This window comes from Streptomyces sp. NPDC052301 (assembly GCF_044593395.1).
Taxonomy (GTDB): domain Bacteria; phylum Actinomycetota; class Actinomycetes; order Streptomycetales; family Streptomycetaceae; genus Streptomyces.
On the sequence record NZ_JBIUBE010000017.1, the window covers coordinates 53335 to 70797 of the forward strand.

18 protein-coding genes and 3 pseudogenes are annotated in these 17463 nt (G+C 69.4%); 10 read left to right on the forward strand and 11 right to left on the reverse strand.

Going from position 1 to position 17463, the window contains the following annotated elements; genetic code table 11:
• Positions 1 to 36 precede the first annotated feature (36 nt).
• A complete protein-coding gene (locus tag ACIHEJ_RS34815) occupies positions 37 to 492 on the reverse strand; it encodes a MarR family winged helix-turn-helix transcriptional regulator (protein ID WP_400141615.1) in 456 nt (151 codons plus the stop codon).
• A gap of 117 nt (positions 493 to 609) precedes the next feature.
• On the opposite strand from ACIHEJ_RS34815, the gene ACIHEJ_RS34820 reads away from it, so the two are divergent.
• The 3 genes and pseudogenes from ACIHEJ_RS34820 to ACIHEJ_RS34830 form a co-directional block, all read left to right on the forward strand.
• Entirely contained in the window at positions 610 to 1002 is a 393-nt protein-coding gene (locus ACIHEJ_RS34820) for a nuclear transport factor 2 family protein (RefSeq protein ID WP_400141616.1), read from the forward strand.
• A gap of 98 nt (positions 1003 to 1100) precedes the next feature.
• The gene (locus ACIHEJ_RS34825) at positions 1101 to 2573 is read left to right on the forward strand and encodes an FAD-dependent monooxygenase (RefSeq protein ID WP_400141617.1); all 1473 of its coding nucleotides are present in this window, start codon (positions 1101 to 1103) and stop codon (positions 2571 to 2573) included.
• 131 nt (positions 2574 to 2704) lie between these two features.
• Positions 2705 to 3544 (forward strand): annotated as a pseudogene (locus ACIHEJ_RS34830) (IS481 family transposase); the annotation flags it as partial.
• 55 nt (positions 3545 to 3599) lie between these two features.
• On the opposite strand, the gene ACIHEJ_RS34835 reads toward ACIHEJ_RS34830, so the two are convergent.
• Both ACIHEJ_RS34835 and ACIHEJ_RS34840 read right to left on the reverse strand, forming a co-directional pair.
• Positions 3600 to 4001, reverse strand: a complete 402-nt coding sequence (locus tag ACIHEJ_RS34835) for a tautomerase family protein (protein WP_400141618.1) — start codon at positions 3999 to 4001, stop codon at positions 3600 to 3602.
• A gap of 132 nt (positions 4002 to 4133) precedes the next feature.
• On the reverse strand, positions 4134 to 4958 hold the full coding sequence (locus ACIHEJ_RS34840; protein WP_400141619.1) for an enoyl-CoA hydratase/isomerase family protein: 825 nt from the start codon (positions 4956 to 4958) through the stop codon (positions 4134 to 4136).
• A gap of 369 nt (positions 4959 to 5327) precedes the next feature.
• Between ACIHEJ_RS34840 and ACIHEJ_RS34845 the strand changes: the two genes are divergently transcribed.
• Together ACIHEJ_RS34845 and ACIHEJ_RS34850 are read left to right on the forward strand one after the other, a co-directional pair.
• Positions 5328 to 6230 carry an alpha/beta hydrolase gene (locus ACIHEJ_RS34845; RefSeq protein ID WP_400141620.1) on the forward strand — a complete coding sequence of 301 codons (903 nt, stop codon included), beginning with the start codon at positions 5328 to 5330 and terminating at the stop codon, positions 6228 to 6230.
• 403 nt (positions 6231 to 6633) lie between these two features.
• The gene (locus tag ACIHEJ_RS34850; RefSeq protein ID WP_400141621.1) at positions 6634 to 7242 is read left to right on the forward strand and encodes a DJ-1/PfpI family protein; all 609 of its coding nucleotides are present in this window, start codon (positions 6634 to 6636) and stop codon (positions 7240 to 7242) included.
• A gap of 215 nt (positions 7243 to 7457) precedes the next feature.
• Here ACIHEJ_RS34850 and ACIHEJ_RS34855 read toward each other — a convergent pair whose 3' ends face one another.
• Positions 7458 to 8351, reverse strand: coding sequence for a dihydrodipicolinate synthase family protein (locus ACIHEJ_RS34855; RefSeq protein ID WP_400141622.1), 894 nt, complete (start codon positions 8349 to 8351; stop codon positions 7458 to 7460).
• 333 nt (positions 8352 to 8684) lie between these two features.
• Here ACIHEJ_RS34855 and ACIHEJ_RS34860 point away from each other — a divergent pair, with 333 nt between their 5' ends.
• The 3 genes from ACIHEJ_RS34860 to ACIHEJ_RS34870 all read left to right on the forward strand — a co-directional run bounded on the left by ACIHEJ_RS34860 (position 8685) and on the right by ACIHEJ_RS34870 (position 10503).
• Positions 8685 to 9131, forward strand: coding sequence for a winged helix-turn-helix transcriptional regulator (locus tag ACIHEJ_RS34860; RefSeq protein ID WP_400141623.1), 447 nt, complete (start codon positions 8685 to 8687; stop codon positions 9129 to 9131).
• A 30-nt stretch (positions 9132 to 9161) separates the two neighbouring features.
• Positions 9162 to 9323 (forward strand): hypothetical protein, encoded by a 162-nt coding sequence (locus ACIHEJ_RS34865; protein ID WP_400141624.1) that lies wholly within the window; start codon positions 9162 to 9164, stop codon positions 9321 to 9323.
• A 274-nt stretch (positions 9324 to 9597) separates the two neighbouring features.
• A complete protein-coding gene (locus tag ACIHEJ_RS34870; RefSeq protein ID WP_400141625.1) occupies positions 9598 to 10503 on the forward strand; it encodes a transposase family protein in 906 nt (301 codons plus the stop codon).
• Between the two features lie 207 nt (positions 10504 to 10710).
• Here the strand turns inward: ACIHEJ_RS34870 and ACIHEJ_RS34875 are convergent, their stop codons facing one another.
• From ACIHEJ_RS34875 to ACIHEJ_RS34895, 5 genes are all read right to left on the reverse strand, one after another.
• On the reverse strand, positions 10711 to 12102 hold the full coding sequence (locus ACIHEJ_RS34875; RefSeq protein WP_400141626.1) for an amidase: 1392 nt from the start codon (positions 12100 to 12102) through the stop codon (positions 10711 to 10713).
• Positions 12089 to 12298, reverse strand: a complete 210-nt coding sequence (locus ACIHEJ_RS34880) for a hypothetical protein (protein ID WP_362267978.1) — start codon at positions 12296 to 12298, stop codon at positions 12089 to 12091. The genes ACIHEJ_RS34875 and ACIHEJ_RS34880 overlap by 14 nt, the downstream gene beginning before the upstream one ends.
• Positions 12299 to 12439: 141 nt before the next feature.
• Positions 12440 to 13372, reverse strand: coding sequence for an MBL fold metallo-hydrolase (locus ACIHEJ_RS34885; protein ID WP_400141627.1), 933 nt, complete (start codon positions 13370 to 13372; stop codon positions 12440 to 12442).
• Positions 13373 to 13422: 50 nt separating this feature from the next.
• Positions 13423 to 14643, reverse strand: coding sequence for an MFS transporter (locus ACIHEJ_RS34890; RefSeq protein WP_400141628.1), 1221 nt, complete (start codon positions 14641 to 14643; stop codon positions 13423 to 13425).
• A 76-nt stretch (positions 14644 to 14719) separates the two neighbouring features.
• Complete coding sequence (locus ACIHEJ_RS34895; protein ID WP_400141629.1) at positions 14720 to 15304, reverse strand: TetR/AcrR family transcriptional regulator; 585 nt, start codon at positions 15302 to 15304, stop codon at positions 14720 to 14722.
• Positions 15305 to 15423: 119 nt separating this feature from the next.
• Between ACIHEJ_RS34895 and ACIHEJ_RS34900 the strand changes: the two genes are divergently transcribed.
• Positions 15424 to 15717 carry a hypothetical protein gene (locus tag ACIHEJ_RS34900; RefSeq protein WP_400141630.1) on the forward strand — a complete coding sequence of 98 codons (294 nt, stop codon included), beginning with the start codon at positions 15424 to 15426 and terminating at the stop codon, positions 15715 to 15717.
• Positions 15718 to 15798: 81 nt separating this feature from the next.
• On the opposite strand, the pseudogene tpg reads toward ACIHEJ_RS34900, so the two are convergent.
• Both tpg and ACIHEJ_RS34910 read right to left on the reverse strand, forming a co-directional pair.
• Positions 15799 to 16047, reverse strand: a pseudogene (tpg, locus tag ACIHEJ_RS34905) (telomere-protecting terminal protein Tpg); the annotation flags it as partial.
• 293 nt (positions 16048 to 16340) lie between these two features.
• Positions 16341 to 16682, reverse strand: a complete 342-nt coding sequence (locus tag ACIHEJ_RS34910; protein WP_400141631.1) for a hypothetical protein — start codon at positions 16680 to 16682, stop codon at positions 16341 to 16343.
• A 376-nt stretch (positions 16683 to 17058) separates the two neighbouring features.
• Here ACIHEJ_RS34910 and ACIHEJ_RS34915 point away from each other — a divergent pair.
• Positions 17059 to 17343, forward strand: a pseudogene (locus ACIHEJ_RS34915) (RNA polymerase sigma factor SigF); the annotation flags it as partial.
• Positions 17344 to 17463 lie beyond the last annotated feature (120 nt).

Sequence of the window (17463 nt, forward strand, 5' to 3'; positions counted from 1 at the left end):
CGCCGAACCGGCCGGCCGCCAGTGCGCCGGTGGCCGTCAGTGGCGTTCGGCGGCGAACGGCCCCTCGTCGACGAAGCGGCGCAGCTGGCGTGCGAAGGCTTGGGCGTCCTCCTGAGGCCAGGTGGTGAGTGAGGACTCGATGCCGGCCGCCAGTCGCTGCCTGGTGACCGACACGATGTTGTGACCCTCCTCGGTGAGTGCGAGGAGGGTCGCGCGGCCGTCGGCCGGGTCGGGGTGGCGCTGAAGCAGGCCGGCCTGTTCCAGTCGGTCGGCTCGGCGGGTCACGGTGGTGCGGTCCAGCCCGATCTCACGGCCCAGGTCGGCGGCGCTGCACGCCCCGGTACGGGCCAGGCCGCTGAGGACAGGGTAAGTGAGGTCGTCGACCGCTTCCCCCAGCCCCTCGGTCAGCTGGGTGTAGAGGCTGGCGCGAGTGCTCCGCCGCAGGAGCAGGCCCAGCGCATCGGCGATGTCGTGTCCCGTCGAGTTCTTCACCCCTCCAGATTAGCGTGCGCCGTGCACGCTTTTCCTGTACGGTAATAAGCGTGCTTGAGGCACGCATCTCCGGCTGATCCGCGCCGGGCCACTACCGCACCCACCGAAGGGATTCCCATGAACCGCACAGACGTCCGCACTGCCCTCACCGACCTGCTCCTCACCCCGGGCCTCGACCTCGACGAGGCCGCCGACCGGCACTTCGCCCCCGACTACCGCCAGCGCACCGACGGAAGCTGGGACAACCGCACCGAGTTCCTCGCTCACATCGCCCACCTGCGCACGGTTGTCGCCGGCGGCTCGGTCGAGGTCCACGACGAGCTCTTCTCCGGCCACCACTACGCCGACCGCCACACGATGGAGGTCATCAAGATCGACGGTTCCACCGTCCGCATGGAGGTCTACCTCTTCGGCGAGTTCGCCCCCGACGGCCGTTTCCGCCGCATCGAGGAGACCACCCTCATGCTCGAAGGCACCGACGCCGACCGGAACCTCGGCAGCGCCCGATGAGCCGCACTGCCCACCTGACGCCACCAGGTCCCTGCCCCAGCACATCGGCGCGCCGCCGTCACGGCGCATCATCCGAAAAGTGAGAGGAAGTGGTCGTCGTGCTCGACGTGCTCATCGCCGGGGCCGGCCCGGTGGGGCTCTGGCTCGCCGCGGAGTTGCGCCTGCACGGGGTGGAGGTGACCGTCGTGGAGCGCCGGACGGCACCGGACGGACGGTCCCGCGCGGTCGGCATGCAGGCCGGCACGCTGGACACCTTCGCCACCCGCGGCCTCGCGGAGAGGTTTATCGAACGCGGCACCCCGGTGCCGACCGGCCACTTCGGCGCGGCGACCACCCGGCTGGACTTCTCCACAGTCGGGGCGGTGCACCCCTTCATGCTGGCGCTCGGTCAGTCCGTCACCGAACAGCTCCTGGAGGAGCACGCACTCGCCGTGGGCGCCCGAGTGCTCCGCGGGGAGGAGGTCGTCTCGCTCACCCAGGATCCGGACGCCGTCGAAGTGGTGATCCGGGCCGGCGGCACCCACCGGACCGTGCAGGCCCGCTGGGTGGTGGGCTGCGACGGCACCCGCAGCGCGGTGCGCCAGGCGGCCGGCATCGAATTCCCCGGTCAGGACACCACCCTGACCGGGTGGCTCGCCGACGTCGAACTCGACGATCCGCCCACCGCGCCGCTCGCCGCCACCGGGCCGGCCGGTTCCTTCCTGGCCGCCCCGATCGGCGACGGCGTCCACCGACTGGCGGGCCTCTCCACGGCCACCATGCACCGCGGCACCGGCGAACCGCTGACCCTGGAGGAGGTGCGCGAGCAGACCCGCGCGCTGCTGGGACGGGACCTGGGCATCCGCAACCCCCGGTGGCTCTCGCGCTACGGCAATGCCACCCGCCAGGCCGCGCGGTACCGGGCCGGACGTGTGCTGGTGGCCGGGGACGCGGCGCACATGTTCTTCCCGGCCGGCGGGCAGGGCATGAACCTCGGCATCCAGGACGCCACCAACCTGGGCTGGAAGCTGGCCGCCACCCTCCAGGGCCGGGCGCCCGACGGACTACTCGACAGCTACGACACGGAGCGCCGGCCGGCCGGCCGCGCCGTCATCGACAACACCCGCGCGCAGCTCGCCCTGTTCGCCGCGGCGAGCCCGGAGCAGATCGCGCTGCGCGAGGTCTGGTCCGCCGCGCTGACCGAACCGCGGACCAACCGCCAGTGGGCCCGCCGGATCGCCGGATTCGACGACCCGCTCCCCGCCGAAACCAAACCCGGCGCACACCCTCTGAACGGCACCCGACTGGCCGGCCTCGCCCTGGACACAGCCGGCGTACCCACCGCCCACCCGTTGATGCACCACGGCCGACCACTACTGCTGGACCTCGGCGGGACGCGGACACCGTGCCCCGCGGCTGGCCTGGAGCGGAGGGCAGGAAAGATCAACGCCGAGGCGGCGCATCCGATCTGGCGGAACGTCACCGCCGTCCTCATCCGGCCGGACGCCCGGATCGCCTGGGCCAGCACCGACACGGACCCGCAGCGGCGGGCCGCGGACTGCCTCACCACCCTGCGCACCCTGTACCGCTGAACGGCGCTCGGTGAGCCCACCCGCCGGCCCCTCAAGGGCCTCCGCTGCCATGGTGGACGACGACCGGGACGAGTGGTGGTCGCTGGTCCACTGGGCGGTCACAGGAAGTAACGCGGCCGTGCCCTCCGCGTGTCGCCGCAGAGATGGGCATCTCCCGGCCCACAGCCCACAAGTGGATCCGGCGCTGGCGGTCCGAGGGCGAGAGCGGACTCATCGACCGCTCCAGCCGGCCCCGCAGGACACCGCACCAGACCGCAGCCGCCACCGAGGCGCATGTCTGCAGGCTGCGACGGGACCGCAAGCTGGGCCCGGCACGTATCGGATGGATCCTGGGCCTGCCCGCCTCCACCGTGCACCGCATCCTCGCCCGACACGGCCTGAACCGTCTGGCCTTCCTGGACCGGCCCACCGGGCAGGTCATCCGCCGCTACGAACGTGACCGGCCCGGCGAACTGGTCCACGTCGACGTCAAGAAACTCGGCCGCATCCCCGACGGCGGCGGCCACAAGGTCCTGGGCCGACAGGCCGGCCGGGCCCGGCGAAGCAGGGTGGGCTTCGACTACGTCCACTCCGCCGTCGACGACCACAGCCGCCTCGCCTACAGCGAGATCCACCCGGACGAGAAGGCCGCCACCTGCGCCGCCTTCCTCCGCAGGGCGGCAGCCTTCTTCGCTGCCGCCGGCATCGACCGCATCGAACGCGTCCTGACGGACAACGCCTGGCCCTACCGCAAGAGCTTCGCCTGGCGGCAGGCACTGGCCGACCTCGGCGCGGCCGGCAAGCTCACGCGCATCTACCGGCCGCAGACCAACGGCAAGGTCGAACGCTTCAACCGCACCCTGCTCGACGAATGGGCCTACCTGCAGCCCTGAAGGACCGAAGCCCTGGCAGACTTCCTCCACAACCGCTGCCACACCGCACTCGGCGGCCACCCACCGATCAGCCGTGTGAACAACGCTTCAGGTCAATACACGTGTGCGAAGTCACAGTCCCGCAGGACGCCGGTCTCGTGGCAGGGCCGGGAATTCACCAGCGAGGTGCGCCCTCGGCGAGCTGAAGTTCCCCCCTGCCGAACGAGAAGCTCTCGTTCGGGACCGGTATCAGCGCGATGAACACGTCGTCGGGCGAGATGTGGAGCGCCTCGACCATCAGCTTGTTGATGGCCGCCGCTACGGCCCTCTTGTCTGCGAGAGGCCGGTGGGCGCCCAGGAGAAGCGTAATGATCATGGCATCGCTACTGCGCCCCATACCCATGAAGGCGGGATCCAGGAACAACTCGTTCTCGCCGTGCTCGCTGATCATGATGAAACGGTCTCCCTCGGGAATTCCGAGTCCCTGGACCAGCGACTGGTTGAGCGCGTCGGCGAGTGCGCGCTTTTGTTCGGGCGTGTAGCGGTTGGCGGGGATGTGGGCGTTGAAGACTGGCATGGCAAGCTCCTCGAAGGTTCGTCTGTTGTTGTGGCCGCCGGGTTCGGCAGGTCGTAGGTCGCAGGAGGGGAAGCCGCACCGCCGGGCCGCCCGCACTCATCGGTTCGGCCGGCTTCCTCCGGGCCGGGCGCTTCACAGCTCGCCGAGCGCCGCACCGAAGTCGAGTTCCGTGCGGGAGCGTTCCTGCATGCCACGCTGCATGAGGGCGCCGATCCGTGCGGTGCTCGATGTGTCGCGTGCCAGGATCTGGAAGAAGCCCGAGTCGACCTGGACGTCCTCCTTGGGCGGGAGGGCGGCCGCGTTGATCCGGCGCTTGGCGAGCCGCACCGCGCTCTCCGGGAATCCGGCGATGCGCTCGGCGAGGCGCTCGACGTAGGGGATCAGCTCCTCGCCCGGCAGCGTTTTGTTGACGACGCCTATGCGCTCGGCCTCACGTGCGTCGAGGTCGTCGGATCCCAGGATCACCTGCATGGCCTGGCCGCGGCCGGCGAGCCGGACGAGTTGCTGGACGGCTCCCGCGCCCGGGAAAAGGCCGCTGCCCACTTCGATCTGGCCGATCACGGCGTGTTCCAGGGACGCGAACCGCATGTCGCACGCGTAGAGGAATTCCGCCCCCGCACCGCGCGCCCGCCCCTCCAGGACGGCGATCGTGACGGGGCGCGCCTCGCTGAGCCGGCGGTAGAGCGCGCCGAGGCTCATGTCGTCGGGCCCGCCGGAGGTCGCCGCCACCGCCGTGTACTCGGCGATCCGGCGGACATCCACGTGCGGGATGAAGAAGTCGGGATCCGCACTGCGGAACACCACGACCCGTGCGCCGCCGTCGGCCTCCGTGTCGTCGAGCAGTGCGATCAGGTCCGCGACGAACTGTTCGGTGATCAGGTTGAGGGGCGGGTTGTCGATCGTGGCCCACAGGACATTTTTGATCAGTTTCGTTTTGATCGTGCCGTAATTCCGCATCTGGCACCACTCTTCCTGAAACACCGGTTGCAGCCTGAAACACCGGTTGCAGTACGCAAGCTGTCTGCCTTATCGTGACAGCACTGGTTTAAAGTTGCAACTAGAACGGGGAGTGGCCGAAACCACTCGCTGCCATCCAGGACCGTTGCACCGAGCCGTTCGCTGAGGCCATCACCTCTGCGGTCGTCCTCGCCGTCGTGGTGAGGAACCCTGCGCCGACACTCGACCGGCGCGCACCCGGGAGGGCACTGCGCCCTCGATATGACGGTCGACTACGCCAGGTCGACTGTCACCCAGCGTGACGGTCGGCACCCGCGCCAACCGCCGTCAGCCCGTCCCAAGACATCGCCCCCTAATAGGAGAACCACCATGGCCGAACGCACCGACGAGCTCATCCGCCATCCCGACGGCACCGTGCTGCATGCATGGCTGTTCCTGCCGGGCGGCCCCGGACCGCACCCCACCATCACCATGGCGCACGGCTTCGGTGGCACCAAGTACCACAGCATCGAACCCATCGCCCGCAAGCTCGCGGAAGCCGGATTTGCGGTCTCGCTCCACGACCACCGCGGCTTCGGCGACAGTGGCGGCGAACCCCGCCACGACATCGACCCTTACCAGCAGATAGAGGACTGGCGGCGCGTCATCTCCCATCTCCAGACCCTCAGCACCGTCGACGCCAACCGCATCGGCTTGTGGGGCTCCAGCTACTCCGGCGGACACGCCTTCGTTCTGGCCGCCACCGACCGGAGGATCAAGGCGGTCTACTCCCAGGTCCCCACCGTCAGCGGCTCCGAGACCGGCCGACGACGTGTGCCGCCGCACCTCACCCGCCAACTGGAGGAGTCTTTCGCTGCCGACGAACTCGCCCAGGCCAAGGGCGCTCCCCCGGCCACCCAGGCGTTCGTCAGTGACGACCGGTCCACGACCGCGTCCTACCGCGCCACCGACGCCATCGACTTCTACCTCGGACACAGCGCACCCGAAGGACTGTGGGAAAACTGCGTAACCGTCCAGTCTAACCGGCGCTTCAGGTCGTACGACCCCGGCCACTGGATCGACCGGATCTCCCCCACGCCACTGATGATGCTGATCGCGACCGACGACACCGTGGCCCCCACCGACCTGGCCCTGCGGGCCTACGAACGCGCCCTCGAGCCCAAGGAACTCGTCCTCATACCCGGCGGCCACTTCGATCCCTACCTGGACGGCTTCGAGGAAAGCACCGGCGCGGCCATCCGCTTCTTCCGCACCCATCTCCAGGCGCACTAGCCGGCTGGTGCGGCACGCCGGAGACCCCCCTTGACGTTTACATGCGACGGGGGGCTCGGCGGATCGCCCGCCCCGTGCCACCAAGGGCAGGCCAGCGTGTGCGGGGGGCGTCGCTGGACCCTCGTGGCTGGGACGGGCGCCGAACGACTGCCGCCGTAAGTCAACCGCAAGCGGAAGTCGACAGACGGATACGGGGCCGACTGCCGGGATCACCCACGGGATCGAGCCGATCATTCCGTCTTCGCGTCGAAGGGCCATAGCCTTGGTTCGTCGAGGACCTCGGGCGGGGGGCTCTCAAAACGCGCGACGCCGCCAAGAACGCCACCAATCACTGATCGACTCTCGGCCCCGAACAGCGCGCCGGGGAGACACGGCATCCGATGACGCAGGCGAAGGAGCCAGAATGCAGGTAGCAGTAGTCACCTACGACGGGTTCAACGAGCTCGACAGCTTCATCGCCTCCGCGCTGATCAACCGATGCCGCAAGGACGGCCTCGAGGCCTTCATCACGACGCCCACGCCGGTTGTCACCTCGATGAACGGCGTCGAGGTGACCGGGCAGCGCCCGATGGGATTCGTGACCGAGGCCGACGTCGTGCTGATCGGCAGCGGTGTGAAGACGATCGACGTGGTCGGCGACGACCGGCTGCTCTCCAGGCTGGTGCTCGACCCCTCGCGGCAGCTGATCGGTTCGCAGTGCTCCGGCGCACTGGTGCTGGCTCGTCTCGGGCTGCTGAGCAACATGCCGGCGTGCACGGACATGAAGAGCCGACCTTTCGTCGAGGCCTGCGGCGTCACCGTGCTGGACGAACCGTTCCACGCCGAGGGGAACATCGCCACGGCGGGCGGCTGCCTGGCATCCCAGTATCTCGCCGCCTGGGTGATCACCCGAATGCTCGGGGAGAGCGCCGCACGTGACGTCCTGGACTACGTGGCTCCGGTCGGTGAGAACCAGGAGACTGTCGAGCGCGCCATGCGTGCCGTCCACAACGCCGAGACTGCCCTCCGCTGACGACGCCGCGCCATCCACGTCAGCCGTGCTCGCACGACCTGGACTCAGTCGTCGCCCCGTGCTTGATCACGCCCGGGATCCACTCCATCCCGGGCCCGGCGGCCTGGTCTGCGCGTGGTTCCCGAGCAAGGCCCGTGGCCGAGGGTCGACCAACCGACCCGAGGCGGATATTCGTCGTGACGGCTCCCGATGCCTGCAGTTGGCACCACTTGTTCTCAGCTGCCGAGCCCGAGGACGTCCAGCGCGGCCACGACGTCCCGGCGCGCTGATGTGTCCAGGCCGCGCAGCGGACGCGGCAGATTCGGCTCCTTCGCCAGGCCCAGGTGAGACGCGACGGCGGACATGACGCGCAGGGCGCCATGACGGCGGAAGAGTACCCACAGCGGCTCGAGTTGGTCGGAGAGATCCGTGGCCGGAGCCGCGTGACCGGCCTGGGCGGCGCGGGTGAGCGCGAGGGCGGTCTCGGGGAACATGCCGCCGAGGACCGAGTACCAGATGTCGGAGCCGGCGTTCAGGCCGCGGACGGCCGCCCAGTCGCCGCTCACACCGATGGTGACCGTGTCCGGGATCAGCGCCCGCAGCGCGTCGATACGGGCCTTGGCCCGGGCGGGTTCGTCGGGCACAGCCGGAATCTTGATCGAGCCTACGTTCGGCAGGCTCGCGATACGGCCGTGCAGCTCGTCGGTGAAGTGCACTTGGGTGGTGCGGGGGTTGTCGTACACGCACAGCGGCACGGACAGCTCACGGGTGACGTCCTCGTACAGGCCGAACACCTCGTCTTCCGTGAGCGGCTGATATGTCATGGGGGCGAGCAACACCGCGTCGGCACCGGCCTTCTGCGCATCCTCGGCCAGTGCGAGGACGTGCGAGGTGCGCAGCGCACCGATACCGACCATGACGGGGACGCCGTCGGCCGCCTCGACAGCGATCCTCGCGACGCGGGCGCGCTGTTCACGGGTGAGATAGGCATAGCCACCCGTGGAGCCGAGCGCCCCGATGGAGTCCACACCGGCGGCCGCCAGGCGGGCGACAAGCGCGGCGTACGACGTGTAGTCGATGCCCTGCTCGTCGGTGGGCGTGAGGGGGAAGGCGCTGAGGCCGCGGAACATGACGGCTCCTGGAAAGCAAGGAGAACGGGCGGTGGTCATCCGGCAGCCGTGTGCCGCCTTCGGTGTGGCGCGTGCAGGCGTGACGGGAACCAGGATGCTTGGGCCTCGTGGCATCCACCTCAGTGTGTCTGACCGCGGCATTGCCGGGCGGCACAGCGGCATCCGTGGATCGGGGTGTCGCCGCCTCCCGGTGGATCGAGGGGTGAGTACAGCTTGTTTAATATTGAACCTAGCATCACGTCAACCTTGCCGGTTCAAGCCAGGTGACCACGGACACGCACCGGCCCTACGTGGTTTAATAGTGCAACTGAATACTTAGGGAGGAGGGCGACCATGCGCAAGACGGACCTCAGCGGGGCTTCCTGCCCTATCGCTCGCTCATTGAGTGACATCGGTGACTGGTGGTCGCTGCTCATCGTCCGGGACGCTCTGGCCGGCATGACCCGGTTCAGCGAGTTCCAGCGCAGCCTCGGCTGCGCCAAGAACATCCTCAGCGCCCGCCTGGCCAAGCTCGTCGAACGCGATGTGCTGACCCTTGCTCCGGCGTCCGACGGCAGCGCCTACACCGAGTACCGTCTGACGGACAAAGGGAAGGCCCTACGAGTCCCGCTCGTCGCACTGCGGCAATGGAGCGAGGACTACCTGTTCGACACCGACGAGGAACGACTCGACCTCGTCGACAAGCGTGACGGCCGACCAGTGGCTCGCCTCGAACTGCACGCCCACGACGGACGGGTCCTGACCCCCGACGACATCGAGACCCGCACCTCCACCGACTGACCCAGCCACTGCCTAGCCTCGCGCTCTCACGTGGCAGGATGTCCGGCGATCGGTACTCCGGTGGCCTTCGAGGCCGCCTACGGCTGGGGGTGGCTGGCGGAACCGCTGGAGGACTACGGCTACCAGCCGCACCTCGTGCATCCGCTGCATGGCGCCGACCACACCGGCCAGACACCGAATGGGTGCATGTGAACCCCACGCCGACCACGCCGCCTCGAGAGCCACCCCCAACGCGAACGACCACTGGCCCACCACAACTTCACCCCAGGAACGCCCGATGCTCTCGGGCTGACGCCCACACACCCAGAACCCGAGGCCAGGGACCCACTACGCGCTTGACAAGCCCGGCCCTCATGGGTGCAACGATGGGACTTGTCTAACGACCTCGTGCATGGTTGGCCGTGGCTCGGCGCCTGGGTAGCTCGTTGAACTGTCCATGATGGGGGCTGGGGCGCGTGAGTTGATCGTGGCGGAGTACCGGGTCACGGGACTGTCGCCCGTGGTGATCGCTGAACTCATCGCCGAGGTGGGGCCGTTGTGGCATGAGCAGCATCAGGCTCGGCTCGCGGCTCGGCCGCGGCAGCGGGCTGTAGGAGCGGGGGCGAAGCACAGGTTCGTCTTCCTCGACCGCCTGCTGGCCACTCTGGTGAGCCTGCGCCATGGCACCACACACGACGTGCCGGCCTGCTGGTTCGGTGTGGACCGCTCCACCATCACGCGCGCGATCGGCGAGGTCCGGCCGCTGCCGGCGCAACGAGGGTGCACTGTCGCACGAGGCATCAGGTTGCGCACTCTCGCCGAAGTCCTCGAGCACCTGGGCGCGAGTGATCAGAGCGGGATCATCGACGGTACGGAGATCAGGGTGCGACGCCCGACCGCAGGCCGGAAGGACCGGGACAAGTTCGTTTCCGGAAAGACCAAGCAGAATGCCGTGAAGTCGATGGTCCTGACGGATGCGGAGGGGCGAGTGCTGTTCTGCAGCCCGGTCCGGCCGGGCAGCTGCGCGGACATCACTCAAGCCCGGCAGCTTGGTCTGGTCAAGCTCCTGTCCGAGGGCCCGTTCGTGGAGATCCTGGCAGACGCCGGCTACCAGGGAATGGGCGCGCAGACGGGCGGACGGGTGGTGACACCTCCACACTGCAAGTTCAAGAAGGACGCTCCCGCCTGGTACGAGGAGATGCACGAACGACAGCGCAAGACGCATTCCTCACGGCGCATCCGCGTCGAGCACGGCATCGCCCATTTGACGAACTGGAGGGCGCTTTCCCGTCACCTCGGCCGCCGCGAGCACATGAGCGACATCGTCCAAGCCGTTGCCGGACTGCTCTCACATCAGCAGACCGCCACCCTCCCCGGCAGCCGTCCAGCGTGAAAGTGTGCTGGCACTGCAGTTCTCGACGGGCCACGGCCAACCATGCACGAGGTCGTATGTGCTGCACGCCTTCGCGAGGGCCGCCGAGCGCGGTGTCCTGGTGCTCGGGCCGAACACGCGGTTCCTCGACTCCAACTCCCAGGTGCCGCTCGCGGGTGCGCTGTCTGACCAACCGGGTCCCGCGCGTTGGCGGGGTAGCGCGAAAGGTCAGACCGCTGTGGCGAGTGCCCGGGCGGGCTGCGTCTGCTCGTAGGCGTGGCCTATCCGCAGGAGGGTGGGCTCACCGAGGGGCCGGCCGAGCAGCTGCATGCCGATGGGCATGCCCCCCGAGTCGTGGCCGACCGGAACAGTCAGAGCGGGCACTCCGGTGATGTTGGCAGGGGCGGAGAGGCGAACGTAGGCATCAGAGACGCCCTCGACCGTGCCGTCGGGCCAGGTGACCGTCTCCTCGTCGGCCCCGACCGCGGGCATCGGGACGCTCGGGGCGGCGACCACGTCGACCTCCTCCAGCATCCGGGCCCACTCGGCGCGCATGAGCGTGCGGGAGCGTTGAGCGCGCACGTAGTCACCGGCGCTCATCAACTCGCTTGCCTCCAGGAGGATGCGGACGTCCTCCTGGTACAGCTCGGGCACCGTTCGCAGGCTGCCCTCGTGGTAAGCGCCGGCCTCCGGCACCATCAGGCCCCACTGGGTGGCCTGAACGTAGCGGGTCATCGGGATGTCGACCTCGACGAGCTGTGCGCCCAGGGCTTCCAGCTGCCCGATGGCGTGCCGGACGGCGCTCTCCACCTGCGGCTGGACGTTGTCGAAGTAGTACGTGCGCGGCAGGCCGATGCGCAGCCCCGTCAGGTCCGTGTCGGCACAGGGCCGGTAGTCCACGACGGGAACGGACAGCGAGGCGGGGTCGCGCGGATCGTGTCCGGCCAGCGCGGTCAGGACCAGGGCGGCATCCCCGACGCTGCGGGTGACCGGACCGACGTGGTCCAGCGACCAGGACAGGGAGGTGACGCCGTGACGGGGCACGAGACCGTAGGTCGGCTTGAGACCGACGACCCCGTTGAGCGCGGCGGGCACCCGGATCGACCCGCCGGTGTCGGTGCCCAGGGCGAAGGTCGCGGTGCCCGACGCGACGGCGACCGCCGAGCCGCCGCTGGAACCACCTGCGACCCGGCTGCGGTCCCAGGCATTACGGGTCTGCGGAGTGGTCAGGCCAAACGCGAACTCGTGGGTGTGGGTCTTGCCGATCAGGATCGCGCCGGCTGCGCTCAGCCGCTCGGCGACCGTGCTGTCCGCTGTCGCGCGATGGCCGGCGCGGACCCGGGAGCTGGCCGTGGTGGCCATCCCACCGACATCGATCAGGTCCTTGAGCCCCATCGGGATGCCGTGCAGGGGTCCCCGGTAACGGCCTTGTGCCACTTCGTGTCCGGCTGCCCTCGCCGCCCGGCGCGCCTGCTCCGCGGCGACCGTGACGTAGGCGCCGAGGTGCGGCTCCACCTTCTCGATACGGTCGAGGACGGAGTCGACCAGTTCGACGGGGGACAGTCGCCGGCAACGTATCGCGTCCGACGCGGCGTCGAGGGACAGCTCATACGGCTGCATCGTGCTTCTCCTCTCCGGCGCGGTAGGCGGCGGCGGGCGGGACGTCCGCGAAGTCCAGCTCTCGCAGTACCGCGACGACACTGTGGATGTGGTTGGCGACCGCGGCGACCGCGGCGTGGCGCTCGGCGGGCAGCACAAGTCCGGCGCGGGCGGCCCAGCGGGCGGCCTCCGGCGGTGTGAGTTCGGCGGCGGACATGGATGTTCTTCCTTTCGGTGGACGGGGGAGCGGCGGAGTGGACCGACGCACTGAAGGCCAAGAGTTCGCTTGGGACAGCTGCAGACGCCGCGGCAGCCCGGCGGCCCGTGCAGGAGCGGCCGAGCGGGGCCGGTCGCGCGGTCAGGCCGTGGGGGCCGGGATCTCGACGCCGTGCTCGGCGAGGAGCCGGTAGCGGCCAGTCTCCCGGCGGACGGTGCCGGCCGTGGGCCGCGGGAAGTGGGTGCCGAGGAGCAGCGCGTCGGTGTCCGCCAAGGCGTCGAGCAGCCGGGCGCGGGTACGGATCGCCTGCGCGGGGTCGATGTCGACGCAGCTGCTCACGTGCGGGTGGGACAGCTGCACGGGGTGGTGGATGCTGTCGCCGGTGATCAGGGCGCGGCGGTCGCTGCCGCGCAGTTCCACGGCGACCTGTCCCGGGGTGTGGCCCGGGGCAGGGATCAGGAGGACGCCTTGCGCCACCTCGTACCCTTGCGCGTGCACGTCCACCAGGTCGTACTGTCCGGCGTCGCGGATGGGGGTGACGGAGTCGCGGAACATCTGGCGGCGGGCCTCGTCCAGATCGGTGGCGGCCCAGTGGTCCCATTCGGTGCGGCTGGTGAGGTAGCGGGCGTTGGGGAAGGTGGGAACCCAGTCCTCACCTGCGAGGCGGGTGTTCCAGCCGACGTGGTCGGTGTGCAGGTGCGTGGTGATCACCAGGTCCACGGACTCGGGCGGGAAGCCGGCCGCCGCCAGGCGCCCAAGGAAGTCGGTGTCGAGACCGTTCCAGGCCGGGTTGGCGCGCGGCTTGGCGTTGCCGATGCCGGTGTCCACGACGATCCGCAGCCCGCCCGCCTCCACCGCGAAACCATGGCTCGCCAAGCGGGGAACGTCGGCGTCGGCGAAGTCGGGACGCAGCCACGATGCCTCGTCCAGCACCTCCCTGGTGGCGTCCGGCAGCAGCCAGGGTCCGGTCTGGCGCGGCAGTTCGATCTCCTCGACGCGGCGTACGGTGATGTCGCCGAGGCTCCATCCCGTGCTTGTGGAGAAAGTGGCCTGACGGGGCGTGGCCGTGCTCATCGGTGGGTCCTTTCGGATGGGGCGGGGCGGTGCGGGAAGACGGGACTCGGTCAGCCGGTGCTCGGCTGCCGCACGGCGCGGGCGAGGCCGATCAGGGTCAGCAGGACGACCGTCACCGCGTAGAGCGAGACGGCGGTCTGCAGGCCGTACAGGTTGGTCAGCAGGCCGGCGAGGACAGCGGGGATGCTCATGGCCAGGTAGCTGAGGACGTAGTAGGCGGCGAGCGTGCCGGCGTGTTCGCCCGGGGCGGCCGGGGACATCAGCAGGCGCAGGGCGCCCTGGGTGACGGCGCCGAAGCCGGTGCCCGCCAGGGCGGTGCCGGCGAACAGGGCGAGCAGGCTGTGCAGGTGGGGCCCGCTCAGGGTCAGCAGGGCCCCCGGGATGAGGACCGCGGTGCCGGCGGAGCTCGCGGTGTGGGCGGGCAGTGGCCGAGCGGCGTGGACGGCTAGGCCGGCTGCGGCCGTGAGGGTGAAGAAGACCAGGCCGCCGGTGGCACGGGCCGTGTGCGGGGCGATGAGCCGGGCGAGCGAGGGACCGAGGGAGGAGTAGAACCCGCCCAGACCCCATGCGGCGACGACGCCGGGGGCGAGAAGCCTCATGGCCGGGCGGGAGGCGGGGGCGACGGCGATGCCGGGACGCAGGGACCGCCACGCGCCGGCGTGGGGATGTGCGGTCTCGGTGGTGAGAAGCACTGCGGCCGCCTGCGCGGTGAACAGCAGGAGCAGCAGGAGGTAGACGGTACGGGTGGGAGCGGGGGTGTACTGCACGAGGACGGTGGAGGCCAGCACGCCGGCCGCCATGCCGGCCACTGGGGTGATGCCGTTGGCGAGCATCGCCCGCCCCGGGCGGTCGGGGTCCTCGAAGTCGAGCAGGGCAGCTCCGGCGGCGCTGGTGGCCACGCCGGTGGCCAGACCCTGCAGGATCCGGGCGGTGATCAGCGCCGCCACGCCCTGGGCGGTGGCGAAGACGGCCATCGCTGCTGCCTCCGCGAACAGCGCACCGGTGAGGACCGGGCGCCGGCCCAGGTGGTCCGAGAGAGTGCCCGCAGTCAGCAGTGCCCCGAGCAGGGTGAGCGCGTAAGCGCTGAAGACGACGGTGACCGTCATCGCCGATAAGTGCCATTCGGCCTGGTAGAGGGCGTAGAGCGGGGTCGGCGCACTTGAGGCGGCCAACAGGCCGACGAGGACGGTGGCGTGAAGGAGGAAGGCGCTGCGGCGGCCCAGCACGGGCAGGCGACGGGGCGGGGACGGCGGGGCTACGACGCTGAGCACGGAGCACCTCTCATACCTAAAGGCAAACGCTTTGCGTTAGGCAGATTAGACCCCACGCCCCCCAAAACGCAAACTCTTAGCTTTTAGGGGTGGGGGGAGCGGGACTCCGGCCGAGCACCGTCGCCACAAGGCGGTCGGTGTAGGCCGCCGACAGATCCGAGGGGCGGAACAGGATGCGGTACATCAGCGGGGCGACGACGACGTCCAGCAGGGTCTCCACGTCGGGCACGGCCTCCCCGCGCCCGGCCGCGCGCACCCCGATGGCCTTCAACTGCTCGGCGGCGTAGTCGGAGCAGCGAACCGCATTGCCCTGCTCGGGGTCGCCCAGCAGGGCGTCGCGGATGTACGTGCGGCCCGCCGTCGAGGACATCTCCTCCGCGAACTGCACTGCCCACGCCTCCAGGTCCGCCCGCAGGCTGCCGTGGTCGGCCGGGGCGCCATCGGGGCGCAGCCGTTCGACGGCCACGTCGGACAGCAGTTCCCGCAGGTCCCCCCAGCGCCGGTAGACGGTGGACGGCGTCACTCCCGCGCGGGCGGCGATCAGCGGCACGGTGAGGGCATCTCGCCCCACCTCCGACTCCAGATCGCGGACGGCCTGGTGCACGGACTGCTGGACGCGGGCGCTGCGCCCGCCGGGGCGTGTGGTCGCTCGGGCACTCATGCACACAGCTTAATGCGAAGAAGTTGCGTCTCGCCCGACCAGGTCCCCAGAGCTCTGTCCGTGCAGAACACAGGTCGGTATGGCGAACTCTCTCCATACACCCGAGTTCGCTCCGAAGCGTGATCGTCGAGCGCGAGTGGCTGACAGTGTTCCCGCCCACGCGGTGCGGAACCGCCTTCCCTGCCGTCTGCGCGCTGTCTTCGCCGATGTGCCGCTGGTGTCACCTGCCTCCGTCTGCGTACCTCACACACCACGATGTACAGCCAATCCCCGTCCAGAAGTTCAGCGAACATCACCCTGACGAGCCGAAGTCAGTAACCGTCGTCCTCGCCCTGTACCACCCGGCGCTCGGAGCAGCGATCGGCATCGGCGTCGTCGTTGTCACCCTGCTCAACGAGCTGATGGGCAGGTAGCCGTCGGCCATACCCTGCGGACACGGGAGCGAGGCCCTGACCAGCTCTGGTCCGGGCCCCACGAGTGTTCGGGCGCGGCTGCTACAGGTCGAACTCGAGGTGCTCGATGTCCGTGAAGCGGACTTCCTCCAACTGGCCGGCGCGGCGGCCGCTGTCCTGGAAGTACACCTCCTTGAGCCCTTCGGCGGCGACCTCCCGCAGACGCTGCTCGGTGGCGCCCTGCTCCTGGGCCTCGAAGAGGCGGGCGGCGTAGCGGGGCGGCAGCGCGACGGTCAGGTGCCGGAGGCGGTCCTCGTCGGTGGAGCCGATCGGCGCGATGTAACCGGGGCGTTGAACCGCTCGCGGACCCCTTCGTCACCGAGGCCGCGCTGCAGCGCTACGGTCTGCCGGTCGCCCTCATGGAGGATTGCAGCAGGCGCTCGCCTCGCACGCGGTCCTCGACCAGGCCATCAACGTGCCCGTCCACCGGGCCCGGAACATCAGGCGCGCGCCGACTGGAAGCTGACGAAGCGCGGGTTCGGGCCGTGGGCGCGGGCGTAATTCATGCCCGAATGCCGGGGCCCGGATTTCATATCCAGGGCCCCGGCATTCCGGCATGCTAGGTGTTCGGGCAGGTTGTGGGTTCAGCTGCAGACCGAGGCGATGCAGACATTGATGTTCTTGATCGTGACGGTGGGGTTGAAGGACTTGTAGGTGTTGACCGTCACGTTCTTCAGAGCTGTCGCGTTGACGGAGGCGTTGTTGAGGTTGTTCTCCAGCACGCTGAGCTCGTTGTTGGTCAGCGTCCGGTTCCCCGTGATCTTCACGATCACCGGGCCGACGTCCGTGGCGTTGCAGGTGACCACGTTGGCGAGGCCGTTGCTGCAGCTGTAGTGGCCCGTGGCGGACGCAGTGGAGGCACCACCCAGCAGAACGGCCGGGATCAGGCCAATGAACACAGCGGCGGGGACAAGCAGCTTCTTCATGACGGGTAACTTCCTCTCGTACTTACCGCCCTCCCCCGGAGCGCCCCGTCCCTTGCCTGCACTCACGCAGACGGGACGTAAGAGAACCCCAGGGGCTTCCAGGGCTTGGTCTTGCCAACCGCGCGCCACTCACACCCCGACCCGGAAGGCGCCACTCAGATAGGTGACTTCAATTCGCCCTGTTCGAAAAGGAATTGCTGGCGTTTCGTCATCCCGTTCGTAGAACCCGAGGCCGCTCCCGGCTGAGTCGGCTCCCGGGCTCCGCTTCCGCTGCTCTCCTCCGGTCGTGTGTATGACCTGCGGATGCCGATGTAGGCGCGCTGCCGTCGGCCCGTGGCAGGCCGGCAGCGTGCAGGAATCAGGGGAGGGAAGCATCATGACGACAGTGACTGCGGCGAAGACGGACACGAACGTAGCCGGTCTGCCGGAGATCGCCGACCCCTCCCAGGTGGCGCCCAAGGACGCCCGGCAGCTGGCACGCCTGTTCTTCGACCAGCTCGCGGTGCTGGAGGAGGGCACGCCCGAGCACAGTTACGCGCGCAACACGCTGATCGAGATGAACATGTCCCTGGTCCGCTTCGCGGCCGGCCGGTTCCGCAGCCGTGGGCCGGAGGAGATGGAGGACATCGTCCAGGTCGGCATGATCGGTCTGATCAGCTCGTCGGCCTCGACCAGATCATCGACTGCTACCCCACCCTCCGCCACGCCCTTGACGCCTGACGTCCCTCTGCGCACGCAGCGCCCGCTCTTGCTGGCGTAGGCGGGGCCCGAGATGGTTACC

Excerpts from the sequence above, each read along its gene's own strand:
- ACIHEJ_RS34820 (WP_400141616.1), top strand. The coding sequence starts at position 610 with ATGAACCGCACAGACGTCCGCACTGCCCTCACCGACCTGCTCCTCACC.
- ACIHEJ_RS34835 (WP_400141618.1), bottom strand. The coding sequence starts at position 4,001 with ATGCCAGTCTTCAACGCCCACATCCCCGCCAACCGCTACACGCCCGAA.
- ACIHEJ_RS34840 (WP_400141619.1), bottom strand. The coding sequence starts at position 4,958 with ATGCGGAATTACGGCACGATCAAAACGAAACTGATCAAAAATGTCCTG.
- ACIHEJ_RS34845 (WP_400141620.1), top strand. The coding sequence starts at position 5,328 with ATGGCCGAACGCACCGACGAGCTCATCCGCCATCCCGACGGCACCGTG.
- ACIHEJ_RS34850 (WP_400141621.1), top strand. The coding sequence starts at position 6,634 with ATGCAGGTAGCAGTAGTCACCTACGACGGGTTCAACGAGCTCGACAGC.
- ACIHEJ_RS34855 (WP_400141622.1), bottom strand. The coding sequence starts at position 8,351 with ATGTTCCGCGGCCTCAGCGCCTTCCCCCTCACGCCCACCGACGAGCAG.
- ACIHEJ_RS34860 (WP_400141623.1), top strand. The coding sequence starts at position 8,685 with ATGCGCAAGACGGACCTCAGCGGGGCTTCCTGCCCTATCGCTCGCTCA.
- ACIHEJ_RS34875 (WP_400141626.1), bottom strand. The coding sequence starts at position 12,102 with ATGCAGCCGTATGAGCTGTCCCTCGACGCCGCGTCGGACGCGATACGT.
- ACIHEJ_RS34880 (WP_362267978.1), bottom strand. The coding sequence starts at position 12,298 with ATGTCCGCCGCCGAACTCACACCGCCGGAGGCCGCCCGCTGGGCCGCC.
- ACIHEJ_RS34885 (WP_400141627.1), bottom strand. The coding sequence starts at position 13,372 with ATGAGCACGGCCACGCCCCGTCAGGCCACTTTCTCCACAAGCACGGGA.
- ACIHEJ_RS34895 (WP_400141629.1), bottom strand. The coding sequence starts at position 15,304 with ATGAGTGCCCGAGCGACCACACGCCCCGGCGGGCGCAGCGCCCGCGTC.
- ACIHEJ_RS34910 (WP_400141631.1), bottom strand. The coding sequence starts at position 16,682 with ATGAAGAAGCTGCTTGTCCCCGCCGCTGTGTTCATTGGCCTGATCCCG.